The following is a 21,884-nucleotide window of genomic DNA, read 5'->3' as shown; positions in this document are numbered from 1 at the left end:
TGAATGTCTGCCTGTGCGCAAGCCTGCGGCCTGCCGGCCGTTGCGGCGGCGGGCCGGGCTTGCGTCTGTTTTGTAGAAAATGCCGGTTTACATCGACTGGCGCAGCATCTCGACATAGTCATCTGCGCTGGCCTCACGCGGATTGGTGCGGTGGCTGTGGTCGGCCAGCGCGCCCTTGACGATGCGCTCGAACAGGTCCTCGCTCACACCCAGCTCGGCCAGGCCCGTGGGCAGCTGCAGTGCGCGGGACTTGGTGACCAGGGCCTCTTCCACCGATACGCCATCGGCCAGGCCCATGGCCTGCGCCAGGCGTGCGATCTTGTCCTCACGCACCACCGACTCTGCGCCCCGGTTGAAGCGGATCACCGCCGGCAGCAGGATGGCGTTGAGGGTGCCATGGTGCAGCTTGGGGTTGATGCCGCCCAGCGAATGGCTGAGGCTGTGCACGCAGCCCAGGCCCTTCTGGAAGGCCAGCGCGCCTTGCAGCGAGGCACTCATCATGTTGCTGCGTGCCTCCACATCGGCGGGATCGCGGAAGGCCACCTCGATATGGCGCCAGGCGCGCCACAGGCCATCGAGCGCAATGCCATCGGCCGGGGGGTTGAAGGCGGGCGCCAGAAAGGTCTCGATGCAGTGCGCAATCGCATCCATGCCGGTGGCGGCCGTCAGGCCTGCGGGCAGGCCCAGGGTCAGGTTGGGGTCGCAGATGGCGACCTTCGGGATCACATGGGGCGAGAGAATGCCGACCTTGCGGCCATCGTCCACGATGATGATCGCGCCGCGCCCTACTTCGCTACCGGTGCCCGCCGTGGTGGGCACGGCGATGATGGGCAAGGTGGCGGCGGTGATCTTGAGCGCGCCGCCCTCGATCAGCGCAAACTGGCGCAGCGGGCCTTCATGGCGGGCCGATACCGCCACCGCCTTGGCTAGATCAATCGACGAGCCGCCACCCACGGCAATGATGCCATCGCAGGCGCTGCTATGGAGCGCCTCGACGCCAGCGCGCACGGCCGTCTCCGACGGGTTGGACGGCGTGCCGTTGAACACGCCAAAACGGGCTGCGCCCAGCGCCTCTTTGACCTGGTCGATGATGCCGGCCGCCTCCACCCCTTTGTCGGTCACGATCAAAGGATTGGTAATACCCAGCGTCTTGCACACCTCTTTTAGTTCCGCCAGCACACCGGCGCCAAAGCGCACTTCGGTCACATAGTTGATCAGAGCCATAACGTTTTACCAGTTCTATCCATTGCTATCAGAAGGCCCGAAGTCTAGGCAGCGCAGCCCATTCGGTACACTGACGGCTTCCCATACCGATATAACTTTTATTCATGGCCAGCGGCATCCCTAGCCTCAATTCCGTCATGTCGCGCCTGCATGCCAAGCAGCTGCGCCTGCTCATCGCCATCGAGGAAAGCGGCTCCCTGCTTGGCGCTGCGGACAAAGTAGGTCTCACGCAGCCGGGCGCCAGCAAGGCGCTGCGCGAGCTGGAGTCGACCTTGCAGGTGGACCTGTTCGAGCGCACCAACCGAGGGTTAATCCCGACGGAGGCCGGGCACTGCGCACTGCGTTTTGCCCGCCTGATCCAGTCGGACATCAACCAGCTGCGCTTTGAGCTCGATGCCATTGCCAGCGGCGTGGGCGGCCACCTGGCGATTGGCACCATCATGGGTGCGGTGCCGCTGCTGTCCGATGCGCTGTCGAACGTGCTGGCCCGCCAGCCGCATATGTCGGTGGAGATCATCGAGGACACCAGCGAAACCTTGCTGGGCATGATCGAGCGCGGCCAGATCCATGCGGCCATCTGCCGCTCCTCGGTCAGCCGCACGCCCGAGGTCTATGAGTCGCTGTTCATCAAGCAGGAGTCGCTGTCGGTGATCGCCAGCGTGCGCCACCCTGCGATGGGCGCCAAGGCCGTGCAGTTGCAGGACCTGCAGGACAGCCGCTGGCTGGTCTACCGCGCCCGCATGCCCATGCGACGCTTGCTCGAGCGCGAGTTCCACGAAGCGGGGCTGCACTTCCCCTCGCACCTGATCGAGACCACGTCGGCCCTGGCCACCGTCACCATGCTCGGCCGCAACAACGACCTCGTGGCCCTGGTCTCCGACGACATCGCGACCTACTTTTCGCGCAATGGCCTGGTCGGCACCATCGATCTGACCCTGCAATCGCGCAGCGAGCCCTATGAGCTGGTGCTGCGCAAAGGCGCCCCCCAAAGTGCCGCGCTGGGGCTGTTGGTGGAGGCGCTGTGCGGCGGCGCGGCAGAGGCGTGACGGACGCCTCTGCCTGTGGGCCAAACCATGAGACAGCGCGACCCCGCCCCTATCGATGGGGTCTTACAGAGATTGCCTGTGTACAGGAGATTGCTGGCGCATGTGCACTTAATACACTTATTAGCTTCACTAATGAGTTGCAGCGATGGCTTCGTTGAGAATTGAGCAGAAGAAACCCCCTGTGGTGCGCCATGCATCGCGCCCACCTGATGAAAGAGCTGCCTGTGCCTCCGCATGATTTCAACGCTCCGCGCTGGGCCGGGAGGCTGGCCGTCAGCCCCCCGCCCAGGCCACGCAGATATGCAGCGGTCTAGCCAAATGCTGCAACCCCTCCGCCCCACGGTCCTTGTTTTGGCCGCCGGCCAAGGACGGCGCTTTGCGCGTTCGGGCGGCACCACGCACAAGCTCGACGCGATGCTCGGCGACGTGACGGTGCTGGAACAGGTGCTGCACAGCGTCGTTGCATCGGGGCTTGCCTACTATGTCGTGCGCCCCGCTGCGGCCCCGCCGGCTGCCCACATCGATGGCATGGGCCACTCCATCGCGCGCGGCGTGGCAGCGACTGCCGACGCCGATGGCTGGCTTATCCTGCCCGGCGACCTGCCCCTGGTTCGCACGCAGAGCCTGATGGCGGTAGCGCTGAGCCTGGCCACCCATCCAGTGGTGGTGCCGCAATGCGGACAGCAGCAAGGTCACCCGGTCGGCTTTGACAGAACATGCCGTGAGGCATTGCTGCAGCTGAAGGGCGACACGGGGGCCAGCGCCGTTGTGCGCAGCCATCGGCAAGCGGGAACGGCGCACACCTTGCAGCTCGATGATCCCGGCATCGCCATCGATATCGACACCTGCGATGACCTGGCGCGGGCACAAGCGCTGCTGACCAGCGGAAACTTTGGGCAGGAGGCCAGCCTTGGAAAACGTTGATGCACGGGTATTGCGCATTGCGCGCGACTGGCTGGCCAGCGGGCACCGCGTGATGCTGGTCACGGTGGTCAAAACCTGGGGGTCATCACCCCGTCCGGTGGGCTCGATGATGGCCCTGCGCGAAGACGGACCGTGTGTCGGCTCGGTGTCAGGCGGCTGCATTGAGGACGACCTGGTCCATCGCTACACCAGTGCCTATGGTGACGCCTGCATGCGGCAGTCCAGGCCCGAGCTCGTGCGTTACGGCGTAACGGCAGACGAGGCCCACCGCTTTGGCCTGCCTTGCGGCGGCACCCTGGAATTGCTGCTCGAGTTTGCGCCTGCGCTCTCGGTGATGGACGACCTCGTGCAGCGCCTCGATGCCGGGCAACTGGTGCAGCGCACGGTGGACTGCCACTCTGGTCTGGTCCGCCTGGCAGAGACCTCATCGCCGGCGGCTGTGCATTTTGATGGTGCGAGCCTGTCGGTCACGCTCGGGCCCCAGTACCGCATGCTGCTCATCGGCGCGGGCGCGCTGGCAGAGTATGTTGCCGTGATGGCGCTGTTCAACCATTTTGAGGTGACAGTGTGCGATCCGCGCATCGAGCACCGCGGCAATTGGTCGGTGGCAGGCGCCAAGCTCAGCACCGAGATGCCGGACGACGCCGTGCGCAGCATGCAGCCGGACACGCGCAGCTGCATTCTGGCGCTGAGCCACGACCCCAAGCTCGATGACCTTGCGCTGCTCGAAGCGCTGTACAGCCCTGCCTTTTATGTGGGTGCCATCGGATCGCGGCGCAACGCACACAGCCGCAAGCAGCGCTTCAGGGAGCATTTTGACGCGACAGAGGATGCGCTGCAGCGACTGCACTCTCCCGTAGGCCTGCATATTGGCAGCAAAACCCCCGCCGAGATCGCGGTGAGCGCCATGGCAGAGGTGTTGGCAGTCAAGAACGGCATCTTGCGACACAGCGCCTGATTGCGCCCAGGTTGGCCGCAGCGAGCCGGTGCACGGCCCGACCCTCTGCGCTTACAGCAGTTTTTCCGGGGTGATCGGAAGACTGCGGATGCGCTTGCCGGTGGCGTGGTAGACGGCATTGGCGATGGCCGCCGGGATGCCGACCATGCCAAGCTCGCCCATGCCTTTGACCCCCAGCGGGTTGACGATGGTGTCGTCTTCCTCCACAAAAACGGTCTCGATCGCATGGATGTCCGCATTGACCGGCACATGGTAGTGCTGCAAATTGGCGGTCATCAAGCGCCCCGTGCGGTGGTCCACCTCGGTGGCCTCTTCCAGCGCCATGCCGATGCCCCAGACCACGCCTCCGATTTCCTGGCTGTGCGAGGCGAGCGGATTGAGGATCTTGCCGCAGGCGGTGATCTCGATGACCCGGGTGACCTTGACGGTCCCTAGATCGGGATCCACCTTCACCTCGACAAACTGTGCGCCATGGGCGAGCGATGCGTACTTGTCACGCTCGGGCGACGGTGTTGACTTGTAGACCTCGGTGATTTCGTTCGTACCGGTGCTGCGCATGACATCGGCGATCTCCACCCCGCGCGCAGCATCGCTTTTGAGCCGCAAGCGGCCGTCGAGCATCTCCACATCTTCAGCGCTGGCACCCCGCAATGGCGAGCTGCCATCGCGGTTGGCCAAATCCAGCAGCTTGGCGGTGATCGTCAGCGCCGCCCCGCGCACGGCCGATCCGACGCTGGAGGTGGTCCAGGAGCCGCCCTGCGCCGGTGCCTGGGGCTGGCGCGTGTCACCCAGCTCAAAGGTCACCTGGTCCAGCTTCAGGCCCAGAAACTCTGCAGCGATCATGCTCATCACGGTGTAGGTGCCCGGGCCGATATCGCTGGTCGCGCTGGACACGGTGGCCGTCCCATCCTGGCGGAAGGTGATCTTGGCGCTCGCGGGCATCTGCATGGCCCCCCACACGCTCGATGCCATGCCCCAGCCGACCAGCAGCTTGCCGTCGCGCATCGAGCGGGGCTCGGGCTTGCGGTTCTTCCAGCCGAACTTCTCGGCGCCCAGGCGGTAGCACTCGCGCAGCGCCTTGCTGGAAAACGGCTTGCCGCTGACCGGATCCACCTCGGCATAGTTGACCAGGCGCAGCTCCATCGGGTCCATCTTCAGCGCATACGCCAGCTCGTCCATGGCGCTCTCCAGCGCAAACATTCCGCTGACAGCGCCGGGCGCACGCATCCAGGTGGGGGTGGCCAGATCGGTGGCGGCCACCTTCAGCGGCATGTCCAGGTTCTCGCAGGCATACACCTGCTTGAGAAAGCCGGTGGTGTTGTCCGAGAACACCTCGAACGAGGAGGTGTTATGGAAGGCCTCCTGAATGATGGCTTGCAGCTTGCCGTTAGCGTCCGCACCCAGCCTGACTTTCTGGATCGTCTGTGGCCGGTAGCCGTGGCCGGTGAACATCTGCGTGCGCGTCAGCACCAGCTTCACTGGCCGCTTGAGTTCGCGGGCCGCCATCGCTGTCAGTGAGGGGTAGTAATTGGGCTTGAGCGATGAACCAAAGGCGCCGCCCACAAAGGGTGACACCACGCGGATGTTCTCTGCGGGCACGCCCAGCCCTTCGGCCAGGTGCTTTTGCACGCCATACACGTTCTGGGTCTTGTCAAAGACGGTGAGCTTGTCACCCTCCCAAAATGCGATCGCGGCATGCGGCTCGATCGGATTGTGGTGGTTGATGGGGATGTGGTACTCGGCGTTGACCTGAACCGCCGCTGCCTGCAGTGCCTTTGACGGATCTCCGCGTGGGGGTGTGTTGTCCGACGAGGGCTTGGCCTGGTCCAGCACCGTCTCCAACGCGGTGGTAGGGGGCTCGCTCTGGTAGCTGGCCTGGACCAGCCGCGCCGCATAGCGCGCCTGCTCGTAGCTCTCGGCCACCACCAGCGCGATCGGCTGGCCGTTGAAGAACACCCGGTCCGACTGCAGCGGCCAGGCCCATTGCGGAGCGGCATCGGCAGCGGGCGCCTTGCCCAGCCGCCCGGCATTGAGGTGGGTAAAAACGCGCACCACGCCTGCGGCCTGCTCGGCGGCGCGGGTGTCAATCGCGGTGATGCGCCCCTTGGCCACCGTGCTGAGCACAACAAAGCCATAGGCGACATGCGGCACCTGGAACTCAGCTGCGTACTTGGCCTTGCCGGTGACTTTGGCGACCCCGTCCACGCGGGTCGTCTCTTTACCTAGATAACGTGCCATGGTGATTCTCCTTCGCCCTTAACCGAGTTTGGCAGCACGCATCAGCGCGCGCACCACGGAACGTTGAGCCAGCTCCACCTTGTAGCCGTTGTGGGCCAGCGGTTTGGCACCGCTCAGCGCCGCCTGGGCCGCCTTGGCGAAGGTCGCCTCGTTGGCACGCTGGCCCACCAAGGCCGCCTCGGCCTCCGCGCTGCGCCAGGGCTTGTGGGCAACACTGCCCAGCACCACGCGCGCCTGGCCGATGGTGCCGCCCTCCAGTTGCAGCGCTGCAGCCACCGACACCATTGCGAAGGCGTAGGAGCTGCGATCACGCACCTTGAGGTAGTGCGAATGCTGGGCAAATTGCGCAGCCGCGACCGGCAACTCAATGGCCAAAATCAGCTCGCCATGCTCCAGGTTGTTGTCCCGCTGGGGTGTATCGCCTGGCAGACGGTGGAACTCCGTGATCGGGATCAAGCGCTCGCGCCCGTCGGTCGCCCGCACCCGAACACTGGCATCCAGCGCAACCAGCGCATTGGCCATATCGCCGGGATAGGTGGCAACGCAGGCATCGCTCCATCCGAGCACGGCATGGATCTTGTTGAGCCCTTCGCGCGCGCCGCAGCCTGTGCCAGGCTCGCGCTTGTTGCAAGGCGTGGCGGTGTCGTAGAAATAGTTGCAGCGCGTGCGCTGCAGCAGATTGCCGCCATTGGTCGCCATATTGCGCAACTGCCCCGAGGCGCCAGCCACGATGGCCTGGGTCAGCAGCGGGTAGTTCTCGCGGACCAGCGGATGGTTGGCCGTCTCGGTATTGGTCGCCAACGCACCCAGAGACAGACCCGCGCGGCTGCGCTGAATCTGCCGAAGCGGTAGCTGGCGGATGTCGACCAGGCGCGTGGGCCGCTCCACATCTTCCTTCATCAGATCGACCAGATTGGAACCGCCAGCGAGAAACCTGGCTCCCGGCACGCCCACCATCGCGGAGGCAACAGCGGCAGCATCGGCCACCCGCAGATATTCAAACGGTCGCATGGCCATCCTCCTTGCCTGCCGAGGCGGTTTGCGTCTCCGTGGCATAGCCCCAGGTCTTGGCAGCTTGCCTGCCTGAATGGACCTCTTGCACGGCAGCGACGATGCCCGGGTAGGCACCGCAGCGGCAGATGTTGCCACTCATGCGCTCCTTGATCTCGTCGTTCGTCAGGCGGGTCGTGGTTTTGCGCACATCACCTGTGACATGGCTGACATGGCCGCGTTGGGCCTCCGCGAGCACGCCAACGGCCGAGCAGATCTGCCCTGGCGTGCAGTAGCCACACTGAAAGCCGTCATGCTTGATGAAGGCCGCTTGCACTGGGTGCAGTTGGTCGCCTTGGGCCAGGCCCTCGATCGTGGTCACCTCGCGCCCTTCCAGCGTCGCCGCCAAGGTCAGGCAGGACAGCACCCTCTGGCCGTCTACCAGCACCGTGCAGGCGCCGCATTGCCCTTGGTCACAGCCTTTCTTGGAGCCCGTCAACGCGAGCCGCTCACGCAACGCATCCAGCAGCACTACCCGCGAATCGAGCTCCAGCGTTTGCGGCACGCCATTGACCTGGAAAGCCACCTTGACGACGTTCTGCGCTTTGATGGGCGCCACCGCCGCGCCTTCGGCCAGCGGCATCTGCGCCAGGGCGGCCTCCTGCGCCAGCAGATCTGCGGCAAACAGCCCCACACTGCCTGCAGCCGAATGGATCATGAAGCTGCGCCTTGCCTGGCCCACCCCCTGGAGTTGCGGCATTTCTTGGAGCAAGGCTGATTCGTCGGCGCTCAGCTCGACGGGGAAATCAGCATCATCGGAATGTGTCATCGTGGTTTCCTTGATTGCGCGCCGGGAGGCGCTTGCGATTCGGCATGGCGGGCCCCAAGCGGCTGCGTTCTTGGCGACGCATGCGGGCTTGGCGTGCTGCGGGGCAACGGATGTCAGAAGCGGTACCTCCGGTCTCCAGTGCCCCAAGCGGCACATGGAGCTGGAGTCCGACCTGGGCTTGCGCGACGCCACTGCCCAGCATCAGACAACCTGCAGCGCAAGCCGTTAGATCCTAGTGCTGGATGCTGGGCGCGCCAGTCAGACAGCAGCGCAGCTTGTGCGGCGGGTGGTCGTACACGGGCGCCGGTGCTTCCAGACCTGGCCATGGGCCTATCTTGAGATCCTCTGGCCTCTTTGACTAGCTAATGAAACCTTCTAGACCTTATTAGCCTTGCTAATCAATTGCCCGTGCGACACTTTCGCGATGGTCAAACGCAACCTCAACGATCTGCTGTACTTTGTCACGGTCGCCCGTGAGGGGAGCTTCACGCGCGCGGCCTCGGTGCTGGGAGTGACCCAATCGGCACTCAGCCAGGCCGTCAGCAGTCTGGAGGCGAGGCTTCATATTCGCCTGCTCACACGCACCACGCGCAGCGTGTCGGTCACGGCCGCCGGCGATCGGCTGCTGAGCGCGATTGGCCATCGCTTTGACGAAATCGACGCCGAGCTGCACCAGCTCACCGAAATGCGCGACAAGCCCAGCGGCTTGGTGCGCATCACCTGTGGCGAGCATGTCGCGCGCGCCACACTGGTGCCAAAGCTGGCGCCCTTGCTGCTGCAGTACCCTGACATCAAGGTCGAATTCGACGTCAACTACGGATTGCGCGACATCGTTGCGGACCGCTTCGATGCAGGGGTGCGCTTTGGCAACACCATCGACAAGGACATGATCGCTGTGCCCATCGGACCGACATTGCGCATGGCGGCCGCCGCATCGCCGGCCTACTTCCAACGCCATCCGCAGCCCAAGACGCCAGGCGATCTGATCACACACAACTGCATCAACATGCGTATGCAGACAGCAGGAGGCTTGTGGACCTGAGATTTTGAGCGCCGGGGCAAGCCGCTGAGCGTTCGGGTGGACGGGCAGGTCATCTTCAATACCTCTCCCAGCATCGTCGATGCAGCACTGGCCGGCATGGGCATAGCGCATTTGCCCGAAGACGAGTTTGCCCCCCACCTGGAGCAAGGCCGCTTGATACGGGTGCTGGACGACTGGTGCCCACCCTTCCCCGGATACTACTTGTACTACCCCAGCCGACGACAGCCTTCACTCGCCTTTTCTTTGGTGCTCAATGCGCTGCGGGTCACACCGCTGCCCCTTGCCATCGCTGCGGGTTCAGCATAGCGGGGGCGATGGTCTGCACGCAGTCGCCAGCCACATCTGGCGCAGCACCCCTTCGCGCCCCGATTCCCCGCCAATCTTGACCTGGTGCCGACCGCTGGCAGTCCCGCCTATAGTCAAGAGCGCGTCAACAACGCTAGGCTGCCGGCTTGCGAGGCGGTCCTGCCGCAACGCACGTTCTGATGATCACAACGGAGGAAAAGAGATGTTTGACCATATCGGCATCGGTGTCAGCAACCTGAATGTGAGCCAATCCTTTTTTCTCCCATCGCTGCTCCCTTTGGGCGTTGGGCTTGCGATGGAGGGGCCCGGCAGCATCGGTCTGGGCCGCAACGGCAAGCCTTCGCTTTGGCTGACGGAGTCTTCGCAGAAGCCGATCCCTGTGCACATCGCCATCACCGCCCAGACCCGAGCGGAGGTGGATGCCTTTTATGCAGCAGCGCTGGCGGCCGGTGGGCGTGACCACGGCGCTCCCGGCTTGCGGCCGCACTACCACGCCAACTACTACGCGGCCTTTGTGCTTGACCCCGACGGCCATAACATCGAGGCAGTGTGCCATCAGCCCGTGCTCTGAATACGCTGCGCTGGGCGCCTGTCACAGGCTGGGGCGCAGCCTGATGCCCATGGCAAAGGCCAGAGCACATTTAGCCCCCCAGCACACCATCACATGCTGCGTGGACTTGGCCAGCACCGCCTATATTGAACGCCCCACCATCTCGGCACCGACAAACTGGCTAAAGACGGTATCGCCATAGCGGCTGGCGATGCCGGGACTGTGGAAGTGGCCCAGCCCGGCCTTGTGCGCCAGGCCACCCGGGCTGCCCATGGGCACGCGGGTCATCGATTCGACGCTGGCGGCAATCACCATGTCCATCGCGCCCGACATCTCCGCCTGCGCGGCAAAGTGGATGGCCTGCTGCGAGGAGCCGCATTGGCGGTCGATGCTGGTGCCGGGCACCGATTCGGGCAGCCTGGAGGCCAGCACCACATTGCGCGCCACATTGCTGGACTGCTCGCCCACCTGGCTGACGCAGCCCAGAAACACATCGTCCACAGCGGCCGGGTCGGCATCGACGCCCTCGACCACCGCATTGATGACCTGTGCGGCCAGATCCACCGGATGCCAGCCGGCCAGTTGGCCACCCCGGCGGCCACCGGCTGTGCGTTGTGCCGCCACGATAAAAGCTTCGGACATGGGACTCCTTTGTCTCGTCATTGTCTAGAAGATGCTCGGGAAGAGTTTAGGCGCGCAGCCAGATCACCCAACCACCCATAACGGGTGGCCGGCGAAGTTTGGCGGCAGCGTGCAGCCCCCTCGTCCTACAGACGGCCCGGCGGCGATTGGCGAAGATGGCGACCCATAATTACCGGGGAACCGCATGGATAGCATCAACAACAACACAGCGGCCGATCCGACGCCTCCTTCGCCGCCGCTGATCCCGACCCAAAGCGGCACCTTGGAGCTGCATGACATCACCATCGTCGACAAGGTCAAGCTCAGAAAGGCGATTTCTGCCGCCGCGCTGGGCAATGCGATGGAGTGGTTCGACTTTGGCGTCTATGGCTTTGTCGCCTTTGCGCTGGGCAAGGTGTTCTTCCCCGATGCATCGCCCAGTGTGCAGATGATTGCCGCGCTGGGCACCTTCTCGATTCCCTTCCTGGTTCGGCCGCTGGGTGGCCTGTTCTTTGGCGTGATGGGTGACAAGTTCGGGCGCCAGAAGGTGCTGTCGATCACCATCATCATCATGGCGGCCAGCACCTTCTGTATTGGCCTGATACCGTCCTACGCGAGCATTGGCATCTGGGCGCCGATCCTGCTGCTGCTGTGCAAGCTGGCGCAGGGCTTCTCGGTCGGCGGTGAATACACCGGCGCCGCCATCTTTGTGGCCGAGTTTGCGCCCGACCGCAAGCGTGGCTTTCTGGGCAGCTTTCTGGACTTTGGCTCCATCGTAGGTTTTGTCACGGGCGCGGGTGTCGTCGTCTTGCTGCAAAGCCTGCTGAGCGAGGCGCGCTTTCTCGACTGGGGCTGGCGCGTGCCCTTCTTCCTGGCAGCGCCCCTGGGCCTGGTAGGCCTGTACCTGCGCCATGCGGCGGAAGAAACGCCTGCCTTCCAGCAGCAGCTCGACCAGATGGAAAAGGACGACCAGGAGGATGTGGAGAACCGCCCGCGCATCTCCTTCAAGGAAATCGCGACGCGCTACTGGCGCCCCTTGCTGGTGTCGGTGGGCCTGGTGCTGACCACCAATATCACCTACTACATGCTGCTGACCTACATGCCCAGCTACCTGTCGCACAACCTGCACTACTCCGAAGACCATGGCGTGCTGATCATCATCGCGGTGATGATCGGCATGCTCTTTGTGCAGCCGGTGATTGGCCTGGCCAGTGACCGCTTTGGCCGCAAACCCTTTGTGATCGTTGGCTCGATCGGCCTCTTGGTGCTGGCGATTCCCGCATTCCGGCTGATCATCAACGGCCAGATCGCGCTGATCTTTGTCGGCCTGTTCATGCTGGCCATTGTGCTGAACTGCTTTACCGGCGTGATGGCCTCCACCTTGCCTGCGATGTTCCCGACCCGCATCCGCTACAGCGCTCTGGCCGCCTCGTTCAACATCGCCATCATCGTCGCCGGCCTCACGCCCACCATCACCGCTGCGCTGGTCGACTCCACCGGCAGCCTCTACCTGCCTGCCTACTACCTGATGTTTGTCGCAGTCGTCGGCATCATCACCGGCATCTTCATGAAGGAAACCGCCAACCGCCCCTTGCGCGGCGCCACGCCAGCGGCATCCAGCAAGCAAGAGGCCAAGGAGCTGCTGATCCAGACACTGGACCATATCGAGCAAAGCGTGGACGACATCGACGCCGAGATCGCCAAGCTGCAAGAGCAGATCGCGGCGCTGGAGCTGCGCAAACAGAAGTACATTGACTTGCATCCGCGGCTGGATGGAGGAAGCTGAGGCGCAAGATCCCCGCGGGAGAAATGCAATCGGGCACAACGACATGGGGCCGGATCTGCGGGGCCACAGCACACCCGCATGACAGGGTGCGGGGCTGCCCAGGTAAGTCTTTGTGCAATCGCGTTGTAGGGGATTAAAGAGAGTACTGTGGGTGGAGGCGATCTATCGTGATTCGCCACCATAGACCGGAGGTCTATATGCTTATGCACCCTCGTCCAGATAGAAAGCCCACGCTCTGGGAGCATGTGAAGTCATTCTTCTCCGTCAGAAAGCCAGCGCAAGTGGCAGTCGTTGATCCTGGCAAGAAACTTCCCCAAGCGCCTGAAAAACCAGATCGCAACGCGACGGTGTTCCCTGGCTCAGGCGACTTCTAAAGTGCGCTGACGCAGCCATGACTCTCGCAAAAAACCGTCTTCAACCTCCGCTGGAGGATGATGGCCCCATTGAAAGATGGGGAGAGTCACCTGGTGTCCGATGACGACCTGGTATTGATCCTTCGACCCTTTCGGTAGATCGGGCCGAGCAGGAGACGCCTATGCAACTGCTCAAGAAAAGACAACCCAGCCATTGAAGCCACCCGTGCTTGGGCGGCATTCCCCTGACGCTTCCTAGACAGGAGGTCACTATGTTTTCAATTCTTTTGTACCAACGAAACATGGAGTTCTGGCGAGATCTGCGCAACATCTGGTTGATGCCGATCAACCAAATTTCTGCTTTTCGTCCTGAAGTAAAGAGCCCACAAAAGCAGCCGCCCAAAGACGGGCAGGCACAAGGCAAGAAACGCAAGTAGGCCTGCTTGTCGTTGCCAGAGACCGCCATTGCGGCGGTTTTGGGTGTCCGGGCCACCGGCGCCGGCCCTGGCGAAAACGGGGCAAATCAAAGCATCGCTGAGTCGGTGCTTTTGTTTTTATGGCTCCCCCAGCGCTTGGCGCCATGCGAAAGCCCCACCCGCAAACTCAGCCCAAACGCGGCGCGGCGCGCAAGGTGATCCAGAAAAAAGACGCTAGCAATGTTTGCGATCGCACAGACACCCGGCAGCAGCGGGCCTACGCTGCAAGCACCTGCACGGCCATTGCCCAAGGAGACTGCTGCCATGACGCCCAATCGCAACGATCCCGACCCCCAAGCACTTGCGGAACAAAAAAGAGACTTCACGGCCGAAGGCGCACCCGCGCCTGACACGCTGCCATCGCCCCCTCCCCCGCGACTCGGTGCCGGCGATGGAGCCGCGCCGCTCACGGCCAAACTCCATCGAGCCACCTTGACCCTCAAACGGGAGTCACGGGCGCGTTAACGATGGGCAAGCGCTGTACCGGTTGAACCGCCTACCGGTGTCAGGACTCCTGCACGTCCGCGCAGCGCACCGGCTGGCCCCGCAGCAGGCCCTGCATGCCTTGCAGGCGCTCTCCGATATGCAGCCCCTGGTCGTCGATATGGAACTGCCGCAACTCGTTGGAGTGCGCGCTGTTGCGCAACTTGACGACTGCCATGACACGTTGCAGACGGCTGTCGACTTCGATGTAGCGCTGCACAATAATGGCGTCGGTCAAAAAAGCCGAGCCATAGGGCGAGAAGCGCAGATCACCATAGCGGTCTTCCAACTCGGAGGTCATCAGTACCGTGGCACCCGTACTGGCGAGAGCCGAGACCAAGCGTGACAGCGACTCGCGGAATTCCTGCTTGAAGGTCGGTGCCAGCGCCAACTCAAAGCCCGACAAGGAATCGATGACCACCCGGCTGGCCTTGAGCCGGCGTATCTCGGCAATCAGTTGCATCGCGATCTCATCCACCGACAACGACGCCGCACGCGTGTCCACCACGGCGACCTGTCCGCTCTTGATCAAATTGGCCAGCTGCACACCGCGTGACAGGATTGGCCGCTGCTCAAAGGCGGCGATCACGCCGGTTTCGCCGCAGCGCGCACCCTCGGCCAGGAAAGCTGCGGCAAGGATGCTCTTGCCCGAGCCCGACGGCCCGGTCACCAGCAAGGAGTAGCCACGCGGCAATCCGCCGCCCAGCATGTCATCCAGACCTGGCACGCCCATCGCCAGACGCTTTGCAGCAGGCTGCTCCACGGCCGCTACCTGTAGCGGTGGCGGCGCAAAAACCTGCAGACCGGCCGGACCGATGCGGAAGGTGTGCAGACCCGGCAGGGTCGGCTGGCCACGCATCTTCATGATCTCCATCTTGCGCACCATGGAGTTGCCCTGCACGCTTTGGCGCAACCAGATCAAGCCATCAGAGACGGTGAAAACGGGATTGGGATCGCTGTCGGTGAAGTACTCGCCGATCAGGAAGGTGGTGGCCTGCCAACTGGTCATCATCACGCCCAGGCTCTGGATGAATTTCTGCAGGCTGATGAAGCTGTGGCCTTCCCCCTCACCGGCCAGCACCACCGAGCGAAAGGAGTCGACGAACACCAGACCGGGCTCGTGTTTCTCCACCTCAACGGCAATGCGTGAGAGCACCTTGTCGAGATTCCCACTGCTCATCTCCTCGGCCAGGTTGATGAAGCGAATCGCGCGGTTGAGCTGGTCGAGATCGAAGAAGTCGAATTGCTGCTGGTAGCGCAGCATCTTGATGGGCGGCTCGCCCAATACCGTGAAGTACAAGGCCGGCCGCTCGGGCGTAGCCAGCGCGAACATCATCTGGTGTGCCAGCGTGGTCTTGCCACAGCCGGGCGGGCCTGCGATCAGATTGAAGGAGAGCTCGGGCAGCCCGCCACCCAATACCTCGTCCAAACCGGGCACGCCCGTCGCCAGACGCTTTATGGTTGCTTTGCCTGTTTTCATGACGATGGGTCCTTGGCGGCTGAGCCATTAAATTTGAGCGGGTGGATTAACTCGCCTGTGGGGTGAAGCAGGTGTTCCGCCAATCTTGCACCGATCAGCTGCGACAGCAGCTCTATAAAATGCCGTCCAAGGCTTGCTTGCACTGCAGCGGCCTCTACGGCATCGAGCGCGAGGAGCATGGCTTGCAGTTGGGTCAGGTCGATCCCACCCAGGCTGGTGGCTTCATATAGAGGCACGAGGCTCGGGTGTTCCCTGCGGCTGAGCGAGAGCGCCCGCCTGAAAAGACCGGCCACACCTTGATGGCCGATCACCGGAGACAAGACGGTGAACGCGCGCTCCCAAGCCTTCTGCGCAGCATCGGCGACTGCGCACGCAGCCGTGCCACTGCCCTGCACTGCAGACGAATCGGGCATGGCCTGGGACGAACGCACCTGGGTGGACATGGATTTGGTATTTATGCACGCACCCGCGAATGCAGGTGGTCACGCATCATACGTGCTCACGCTGCCAGCCGGGCACATATTTGGATAGGCGTGTCTTTCAGCAGGCGGCTGGATGCATGCATGTGCGCACCAGTCTCAGCCTTGGTCTGGCCAGCATGGCATGCCGAGCGCCGCAGCCTACGGCCCCAGGAACAAAGCGGACTATACTGTCTCGACTGCGCTCCCCACTGGGGTGTTCGCCAGTACGCTGGACTATCGCTTTCTTCCGTAGAGAGGCATCCGTGGTCACTGCCTACCATGCTCGAGGTAATCTGCTGTTGGCCGCCCTGCCTGAGCATGAGCTGGCCCATTGGTTGCCGGATCTGGAGTGCATTGAGATGCCCCTGGGCGCTGTGCTCTACGAATCGGGCGGGCACCTCAGCCACGTCTACTTCCCCATCTCCTCCATTGTCTCGTTGCTCTATGTACTGGCCGATGGAGGCTCCGCAGAGATTGCAGTTGTCGGCAAGGAGGGCCTCATTGGCGTCTCGTTGTTCATGGGCGGGCAGACCACGCCAAGCCGTGCCGTCGTGCAAAGCGCCGGCCAGGCGCTGCGGCTCAAGGCCCACCTCATGATGACGGAGTTCAATCGCGCCGGTGACGTGATGCATCTGCTGCTGCGCTACACCCAAGCGCTGCTGACACAGATGTCGCAAACGGCGGTGTGCAACCGCCACCACTCCCTGGAACAGCAGCTGTGCCGCTGGCTGCTGATGAGTCTGGACCGCTTGGACGGCAATGACCTGATGATGACGCAGGAGCTCATCGCCAATATGCTTGGGGTGCGCCGGGAGGGTGTGACCGAGGCTGCCGGGCGTTTACAAAAAGCGGGCTTGATCCAGTACCGTCGTGGCCATATCACCGTGCACGATCGTGTCGCCATTGAGCAGCGCACCTGCGAGTGCTACGCCGTGGTCAAACGGGAATACGACCGCCTGCTGCCCATCCCGGCATCGGACTGAACGCGCAGCGCCAACGCAGCGGAACCTGAGGCGCCCACAAGCCCCATCCCGACGCAAATTGGCGGTCAAGGCCGGGCGCCCCCGACGAGGCACCCAATCTCACCCAGTCGCAGCCAGTACCGGCATACGGTAACGATAAAGAGCGATGTAGCAAGTCGGGTGTTTGCGGCCCTTATTCGCGCATTGCGTGGTGGCTGACGAATACCAGCCCTTTGCCAAACACGGCGCGAATGGGCAGCGGCATGCCAGTGCTCTGCAAAGTCTTACGCCTGAGGCGGTTGAGCTGCGACTCAATGCGATGGAAGCCATCTTCCACATAGGCATAGCCCATCGCATCGAGCAGTTCCTTCTTGCCGACGATGTTTTCATCGGCCGCATACAGATGCACCATCAGCTGGAGCTCACGACTGGTCAGCGGTATCGAGTGTCGATTAGGGGCCACCAGCCGAGCTGCCGCCTTGTCGAGCTGCCAGGCAGCAGGGCTCCCGTGAAGGGCATGTTGCACGGGCGCAGCCACCGCTGCGGCCAGGGGCGGCTGCGCGCGCAAGCTGGCGGCCAGGGCATGCAGGTCCTCAGGCTCCACAAAATAGCGCAATGCACCGGTGGTCAATCCGGTGATGCAGTGGCACTGACTACTGCGTGCCGTCAGGACAATCACCGGTATGCACTGCTCCGCCAAACGCTCGATGAGGCACAACTTGTCTTCACGCGGCAAGCTCAGATCTACAACGACCAGATCGGCCTTTTCCCTCAACAGCGTTATATAGAATTTTTCGACGGACTCTGCACCCCAGGCATGGACGCCTGCTTGTTCCAGGAAGTTGCCAATATTCAGCCGAATACCCTCATCTTCCTCAACAATGGCAATTGTAAATTTAAAGGAATTAGAGTTTTTTTGCATGATCGTCATTATTAATTATTAAAAAATATCGACCCATACACGAACATGTATTGATGCCAAAAGAAAAGCGCTTGCATCTGATTCATCTACGGGATTACCCAGACCTCATCAGGTATTTTTGGAATGCACCACCCCAACCACCCATGCAATACACCTGAACACCCCTCAAAACGATCCTTTCAAATAAAACATCCTCCCATCTGATCTCCCATAAAAACAGGCACCCCATCCATGTCGGCTCTGGGCACTACGGCTTACACCCCCAAGGCGTCAGCTTTCCTACTCTGCTGGGGATGCCAAAAATTTAAGCCGCTCCGCCTGCAATGAAATGACAAGATCCCGGACTGACACATTTTCTGGAGAGAGCGTGCTTTGGTGCGCCACCAAGGTATCTCCACCCATGGCGCCTTTGGATTGGTGAAAATTTATAGAGGAATTCTGCATGACCATGGAGAAATCATGCGCGGCCTCCGCCGTTGGCTTAATGGATAGTGGCCGTCTCATCAATGCTCCTTGAAAATATCTTTAGAGCCGCTAACTCAACCCTTGATACGTCGTTGCCCTGCCTTGTCGTACTACTGTACTGCCTGCGGCAGAACGCCTAGTCTCAACCGCAAACCTTCGGTTTGCTGGGTCGTGTTACCGGCTCTTAACCTCGGTGAAAGGCTTTCACCCACCCCGCGCAGCAGCGAAGCATGGGTTGCAGCGCAGACACCACCCACCCATTCACTCATGGGCATCCTCAAAAAAGCAGGTACGGCAGCAACTTGTGAGGACCCGTCAGCGATTCACCAGCTGCCAATACAATATGTTGCCAAGGCTACAGGTAGCAATGATCTCGGTCTGTGCGCTAGCCAACAAACTCTATGGAATCCCCAGGGGTCCATAGCTTTCCCCATATGTGAATCTCCCCCGTGCAATCGCTTGGGCAGACGCAGCAAATCGGTGAACAAGGACGCCATCTCCCTGTTCACCGATCGAGCCGCTTGGAGGCGGGGTTTAATTGAGCAAGGACTTGAAGGTCAGCGTACGCACACCCGCTGCGGCCCGCACGAGCCACACGCTTCCGCCATCCTCCACACTACCGCCGTTGACGGCAGAGGGCATTTGGTAGCGCAGTTTGGGCAGACGCCACACCATCTCGGTCAGATCCGACGGGTGGCTGGCCTGGAAATGGACGATCCCGCTGCCATCCATTTGCTCGCTCCACTGCACCTGCTCGCGCTTGGTCATGAAGTCGGCCAAGCGAGCCATGTTGTACCACTGGAACCTGGTAGTGCCCTGGGAGGCGGCATACGTCTGCAAGTCCTTCATCACGTCAATCCAGTCATAAGCGCCAGGCGGGTGCGCGTAGACCATGCGAACCGTGTTCTGCGTGATGCCGAAATCAACCAGGGAGTGGTACCAGTCGATGACCTCCACTTTAGGCACGTTGTACTCTTGGAACTCCTCGAAAGTGGCGTAGTTGCCCATGGGCGTTACCGGGACCACCCACAAATTGCCGTTGCGCAACGCGCCATCGCGGTACTGACGCGTCACGCCCAGACCGGTATGACCGCCAAAATAGACGCCCACCACGCCCTGCTGCTCCAACCAGTCCATCGCCCAACGCGGATTGTTACCCTGAGGGGCTGAGTAGTCCCGCGAAGGATGGCCCAGCGCTCCGGCGACCGATTGGCGATTGAGCACCAGGTACTGGAGAAAGCTGCTGCCATTGGTTTCACTGGCGTTCAGACCGTAGTAGTCGTGAATCCATCCGCCATGCGAACCCACGGCATGTCCCTTGGCGCGCATGCGCCGCAGAAAAGCTTTGGCGGTGGTGTTGTTATTGAGATCGAAGCCCAGCTTATCCCCGAAATTGATAGTGTCGGGACCTGCAGTGATGTGGATGCTGGAGGAGCCTGTATTGAAGATTCCAGCCTGTTCCAGCGCGCGCATCGGCTGCTGGGCCTCCATCGAGTCCAGATGCCAGTTGAAGACCATGCCTGGCACACCATTGGGCACATTGGCCAGTTGTGCGCTGCCCAGCACATACTTGGCGAAATACTGCAACATGCCGTGCATGGGCAGGGCATCGGTACGCCCTTTGAGGTAGGTGAGCGGCAGGTTCACAAACATCACGTGCCCGGCTCCGTAGGCCTTGAGGCCTGCAACCAGGCCAAATTGGGGCGAAGCCGCCAGCGCTGTTCCGGTATAGGCGCCCTCTGTGACGTAGCTCGGGTAAATCAGATAACCGAGCAGGTAACCGCTGTAGGCCTGCAACACATCCACCGCGCCAGCCTCGGCCCCTTGCAGGCTGTCGGTTTTGGCGCGCTCAGCAGCGCGGGAAATACCTGTGGCGGGCGACACCACGCTCGCCTGTGTTGGCTCAGCCCCGCGTCGCACACGCCCGAAGTTCACCCGCACTGCCCGTGAACGGCTGCGGTCGCTCGCTCCAGCATCAGGCATGGGCAGCATCTGGAACTGTTGGGTATCGAAGGCTCGCACGCCGCCGGGGTCGGCAGGACTGACCGGCGCATACATGGCCTCCCCGTCCTTGAGCCCCGCTGCCTGCAACAACGGCACCTTGCCGCTGATCTTGCCCAGCGGCTGCGCCACGCGGGCAGCCGCCTGCCCCAGCCTTGTGACGATCTGGGCCGTGGCCAGAGGTCCTGCGCTGCTGCTGATGGAGGGGCTGCCGCCGCGGGCGCTGCTGGTCGGCGAAGGCGACGTGGTAAACGGCTCTGACTTGCCCGGCGGAACTTGCAGCTCACGCAATGTGCTGCGCATGGCCGTCACCGGCCCCAAGCCCACCGTACGGTCCAGGTACTTGTCGTACAGCACATAGTCCACACCGGCAAGATCACTCAAGCGCGATTTGGGAATGGGGTAGACCGCCATGCCGTCGGAGCGCAGGGTCAGAGCGCCGAAGTCGAAAGTGAGAAAGGTCTTTCCGCCTTGGTAGGTGAAGTCGTGTATCGCAGCCACCACCGCATCGGTGGCAATGGTGTGCAACTGGTCGGGCAGGACCAAGCCGGCATATTCCAGCGCGGTCTCTGTTCCCATGGTCAGGAACTGCGAATCCGTTATCACCGTCATACGCACGCCAATCTCGGAGGCCGCGTCCTTCCAGGCTTTCACCCCAGGCTCTGCCTCCAAGGTACCGTCGGGGACGAGCAGCAGCAGTACCCCCGAATCTGGCGCCACGGCGACCGGCTGGGAGCGTGCGGACACGATGTCCTTGCTCTCTGCCCGTTGGCTGATGCCGCTCCCCCCCAGCACCAGAACCATACCCACGGTCAGCCAACACGCCCTGCGCCACCAGTCTGCGTGCCGAGCGGGCAGCATGAGCGCGTCCGCCTTGGGCCTCCTGGATCTGATCATTTGGATATCGGCGCACATGGCATCTCCTTAGTCAGCCTATCGCTGAACATCAAACCCGAAGCCCGGGCAGGCATTGCAATCCGCGTCATTGCGCCGGATGGGGCGTGTGACTGACGAAATATCCGTACAGACCCAGTTGGATCACCACCTGAGGCAGAAAGGTGGCCAGCAGATAAAGAGGGAGCACCATCAGGCTGTTGGTGTGGACCAGCAACCAGGCAATGGCACCGGCCTGCAGCGGCACGCTGAGCGCCACCAGCGCCAACGCATGAACAGTGGCCATGAATTGGCGGCCCAGTGGCAGCGGAAAGATGTAGAGCACCAGCGCATGCAGCAGCGGTATGCACCACAGCAACCCCGCGCCCAGCATCAACAGTTGATTGACCACCGCCTGCGGGCTCATGCCGCTACCCGGTGGCAACCACAGCCAGCCCAGCACACTGGCGGCACACAGCAGTCCGGCCAGACGCAAGAAATAGCGCAGAGGCAATCCGTCCTGGGGCAGCAGGTATGAAAACAGCCACAGCACGCCCGCCAGATAGCCCGTGAAGATGGCCGCCAGCGGGCCAGGCGCGGGCATGGGTAATTGCACCACCACCAGGGGCAGCGAGATTCCTGCGACATCGGTGGCGCCCCATGCAACAAGCTCTGCGGAGCCCAGGCCTAGGCGCGGCCAGGCCCAGGCAAGCATGTGGTGCCAACCTCGCATGATGCTGTCATGTGCAGCCACCACCAGGCCCTGCGCCACCACGAGCATGGCCAGCAGCGCCAGCGTATCGCGCAGGCGCCAGACATAGCTGCGCAATCCGCGTGGCTGCACGGTGAGTGGAAAGCGCGTGGAAGAAGGGGTGCGTGGCATAGTTCCATCCC

The 21,884-nt window shown here is 62.4% G+C and carries 16 protein-coding genes and 2 pseudogenes; 8 read left to right on the top strand and 10 right to left on the bottom strand.

The window, feature by feature from the left end:
* Window positions 1–87: 87 nt before the first annotated feature.
* Window positions 88–1,224: an iron-containing alcohol dehydrogenase gene (locus tag DCO45_RS06785; protein WP_116925097.1), complete on the bottom strand. Its 1,137-nt coding sequence runs from the start codon at window positions 1,222–1,224 to the stop codon at window positions 88–90.
* A 137-nt stretch (window positions 1,225–1,361) separates the two neighbouring features.
* Between DCO45_RS06785 and DCO45_RS06780 the strand changes: the two genes are divergently transcribed.
* The 3 genes from DCO45_RS06780 (at window position 1,362) to DCO45_RS06770 (ending at window position 4,152) form a co-directional block, all read left to right on the top strand.
* Complete coding sequence (locus DCO45_RS06780; protein WP_116925270.1) at window positions 1,362–2,270, top strand: LysR family transcriptional regulator; 909 nt, start codon at window positions 1,362–1,364, stop codon at window positions 2,268–2,270.
* A 318-nt stretch (window positions 2,271–2,588) separates the two neighbouring features.
* Window positions 2,589–3,194 (top strand): nucleotidyltransferase family protein, encoded by a 606-nt coding sequence (locus tag DCO45_RS06775; RefSeq protein WP_207788051.1) that lies wholly within the window; start codon window positions 2,589–2,591, stop codon window positions 3,192–3,194.
* Window positions 3,181–4,152: an XdhC family protein gene (locus tag DCO45_RS06770; RefSeq protein ID WP_116925096.1), complete on the top strand. Its 972-nt coding sequence runs from the start codon at window positions 3,181–3,183 to the stop codon at window positions 4,150–4,152. The genes DCO45_RS06775 and DCO45_RS06770 overlap by 14 nt, the downstream gene beginning before the upstream one ends.
* A gap of 51 nt (window positions 4,153–4,203) precedes the next feature.
* Here the strand turns inward: DCO45_RS06770 and DCO45_RS06765 are convergent, their stop codons facing one another.
* The 3 genes from DCO45_RS06765 to DCO45_RS06755 are packed head-to-tail and all read right to left on the bottom strand — an operon-like array spanning window position 4,204 to window position 8,209.
* On the bottom strand, window positions 4,204–6,390 hold the full coding sequence (locus DCO45_RS06765; protein ID WP_116925095.1) for a xanthine dehydrogenase family protein molybdopterin-binding subunit: 2,187 nt from the start codon (window positions 6,388–6,390) through the stop codon (window positions 4,204–4,206).
* A gap of 18 nt (window positions 6,391–6,408) precedes the next feature.
* Window positions 6,409–7,347: a xanthine dehydrogenase family protein subunit M gene (locus DCO45_RS06760; protein WP_279324804.1), complete on the bottom strand. Its 939-nt coding sequence runs from the start codon at window positions 7,345–7,347 to the stop codon at window positions 6,409–6,411.
* 40 nt (window positions 7,348–7,387) lie between these two features.
* The gene (locus DCO45_RS06755) at window positions 7,388–8,209 is read right to left on the bottom strand and encodes a 2Fe-2S iron-sulfur cluster-binding protein (RefSeq protein ID WP_116925094.1); all 822 of its coding nucleotides are present in this window, start codon (window positions 8,207–8,209) and stop codon (window positions 7,388–7,390) included.
* A gap of 424 nt (window positions 8,210–8,633) precedes the next feature.
* Between DCO45_RS06755 and DCO45_RS06750 the strand changes: the two are divergent.
* Window positions 8,634–9,557: pseudogene (locus DCO45_RS06750) on the top strand (LysR family transcriptional regulator).
* Between the two features lie 202 nt (window positions 9,558–9,759).
* Window positions 9,760–10,128: a VOC family protein gene (locus tag DCO45_RS06745; protein ID WP_116925093.1), complete on the top strand. Its 369-nt coding sequence runs from the start codon at window positions 9,760–9,762 to the stop codon at window positions 10,126–10,128.
* 129 nt (window positions 10,129–10,257) lie between these two features.
* On the opposite strand, the pseudogene DCO45_RS06740 reads toward DCO45_RS06745, so the two are convergent.
* Window positions 10,258–10,749: pseudogene (locus DCO45_RS06740) on the bottom strand (acetyl-CoA C-acetyltransferase); the annotation flags it as partial.
* Window positions 10,750–10,933: 184 nt separating this feature from the next.
* On the opposite strand from DCO45_RS06740, the gene proP reads away from it, so the two are divergent.
* Window positions 10,934–12,514, top strand: a complete 1,581-nt coding sequence (proP, locus tag DCO45_RS06735; protein ID WP_116925091.1) for a glycine betaine/L-proline transporter ProP — start codon at window positions 10,934–10,936, stop codon at window positions 12,512–12,514.
* A gap of 625 nt (window positions 12,515–13,139) precedes the next feature.
* A complete protein-coding gene (locus tag DCO45_RS22915) occupies window positions 13,140–13,304 on the top strand; it encodes a hypothetical protein (RefSeq protein WP_165841134.1) in 165 nt (54 codons plus the stop codon).
* Window positions 13,305–13,848: 544 nt separating this feature from the next.
* Here the strand turns inward: DCO45_RS22915 and DCO45_RS06730 are convergent.
* The gene (locus tag DCO45_RS06730) at window positions 13,849–15,306 is read right to left on the bottom strand and encodes an ATPase domain-containing protein (RefSeq protein ID WP_116925090.1); all 1,458 of its coding nucleotides are present in this window, start codon (window positions 15,304–15,306) and stop codon (window positions 13,849–13,851) included.
* Window positions 15,303–15,749: a hypothetical protein gene (locus DCO45_RS06725; protein WP_116925089.1), complete on the bottom strand. Its 447-nt coding sequence runs from the start codon at window positions 15,747–15,749 to the stop codon at window positions 15,303–15,305. The genes DCO45_RS06730 and DCO45_RS06725 overlap by 4 nt, the downstream gene beginning before the upstream one ends.
* A gap of 326 nt (window positions 15,750–16,075) precedes the next feature.
* On the opposite strand from DCO45_RS06725, the gene DCO45_RS06720 reads away from it, so the two are divergent.
* Window positions 16,076–16,750 (top strand): Crp/Fnr family transcriptional regulator, encoded by a 675-nt coding sequence (locus DCO45_RS06720; RefSeq protein WP_243419283.1) that lies wholly within the window; start codon window positions 16,076–16,078, stop codon window positions 16,748–16,750.
* A 172-nt stretch (window positions 16,751–16,922) separates the two neighbouring features.
* Here DCO45_RS06720 and DCO45_RS06715 read toward each other — a convergent pair whose 3' ends face one another.
* The 3 genes from DCO45_RS06715 to DCO45_RS06705 form a co-directional block, all read right to left on the bottom strand.
* Window positions 16,923–17,660 (bottom strand): response regulator transcription factor, encoded by a 738-nt coding sequence (locus tag DCO45_RS06715; RefSeq protein ID WP_243419267.1) that lies wholly within the window; start codon window positions 17,658–17,660, stop codon window positions 16,923–16,925.
* A gap of 990 nt (window positions 17,661–18,650) precedes the next feature.
* Entirely contained in the window at window positions 18,651–21,032 is a 2,382-nt protein-coding gene (locus tag DCO45_RS06710; RefSeq protein WP_133248079.1) for a hypothetical protein, read from the bottom strand.
* A 67-nt stretch (window positions 21,033–21,099) separates the two neighbouring features.
* Window positions 21,100–21,873 (bottom strand): hypothetical protein, encoded by a 774-nt coding sequence (locus DCO45_RS06705; protein ID WP_133248078.1) that lies wholly within the window; start codon window positions 21,871–21,873, stop codon window positions 21,100–21,102.
* Between the last annotated feature and the right edge of the window lie 11 nt (window positions 21,874–21,884).

This window comes from Comamonas sp. JNW, assembly GCF_003105075.1.
In the GTDB taxonomy this organism is placed as follows: domain Bacteria; phylum Pseudomonadota; class Gammaproteobacteria; order Burkholderiales; family Burkholderiaceae_C; genus Comamonas; species Comamonas squillarum.
The sequence above is the reverse complement of the archived record's forward strand: the minus strand, read 5'-3'. Positions and strand labels throughout refer to the sequence as shown.

Coding starts and splice junctions, on each gene's coding strand:
- DCO45_RS06785 (WP_116925097.1), bottom strand. CDS start 1,224: ATGGCTCTGATCAACTATGTGACCGAAGTGCGCTTTGGCGCCGGTGTG.
- DCO45_RS06780 (WP_116925270.1), top strand. CDS start 1,362: ATGTCGCGCCTGCATGCCAAGCAGCTGCGCCTGCTCATCGCCATCGAG.
- DCO45_RS06775 (WP_207788051.1), top strand. CDS start 2,589: ATGCTGCAACCCCTCCGCCCCACGGTCCTTGTTTTGGCCGCCGGCCAA.
- DCO45_RS06765 (WP_116925095.1), bottom strand. CDS start 6,390: ATGGCACGTTATCTAGGTAAAGAGACGACCCGCGTGGACGGGGTCGCC.
- DCO45_RS06760 (WP_279324804.1), bottom strand. CDS start 7,347: ATGGTGGGCGTGCCGGGAGCCAGGTTTCTCGCTGGCGGTTCCAATCTG.
- DCO45_RS06755 (WP_116925094.1), bottom strand. CDS start 8,209: ATGACACATTCCGATGATGCTGATTTCCCCGTCGAGCTGAGCGCCGAC.
- DCO45_RS06745 (WP_116925093.1), top strand. CDS start 9,760: ATGTTTGACCATATCGGCATCGGTGTCAGCAACCTGAATGTGAGCCAA.
- proP (WP_116925091.1), top strand. CDS start 10,934: ATGGATAGCATCAACAACAACACAGCGGCCGATCCGACGCCTCCTTCG.
- DCO45_RS22915 (WP_165841134.1), top strand. CDS start 13,140: ATGTTTTCAATTCTTTTGTACCAACGAAACATGGAGTTCTGGCGAGAT.
- DCO45_RS06730 (WP_116925090.1), bottom strand. CDS start 15,306: ATGAAAACAGGCAAAGCAACCATAAAGCGTCTGGCGACGGGCGTGCCC.
- DCO45_RS06725 (WP_116925089.1), bottom strand. CDS start 15,749: ATGTCCACCCAGGTGCGTTCGTCCCAGGCCATGCCCGATTCGTCTGCA.
- DCO45_RS06715 (WP_243419267.1), bottom strand. CDS start 17,660: ATGACGATCATGCAAAAAAACTCTAATTCCTTTAAATTTACAATTGCC.
- DCO45_RS06710 (WP_133248079.1), bottom strand. CDS start 21,032: ATGTGCGCCGATATCCAAATGATCAGATCCAGGAGGCCCAAGGCGGAC.
- DCO45_RS06705 (WP_133248078.1), bottom strand. CDS start 21,873: ATGCCACGCACCCCTTCTTCCACGCGCTTTCCACTCACCGTGCAGCCA.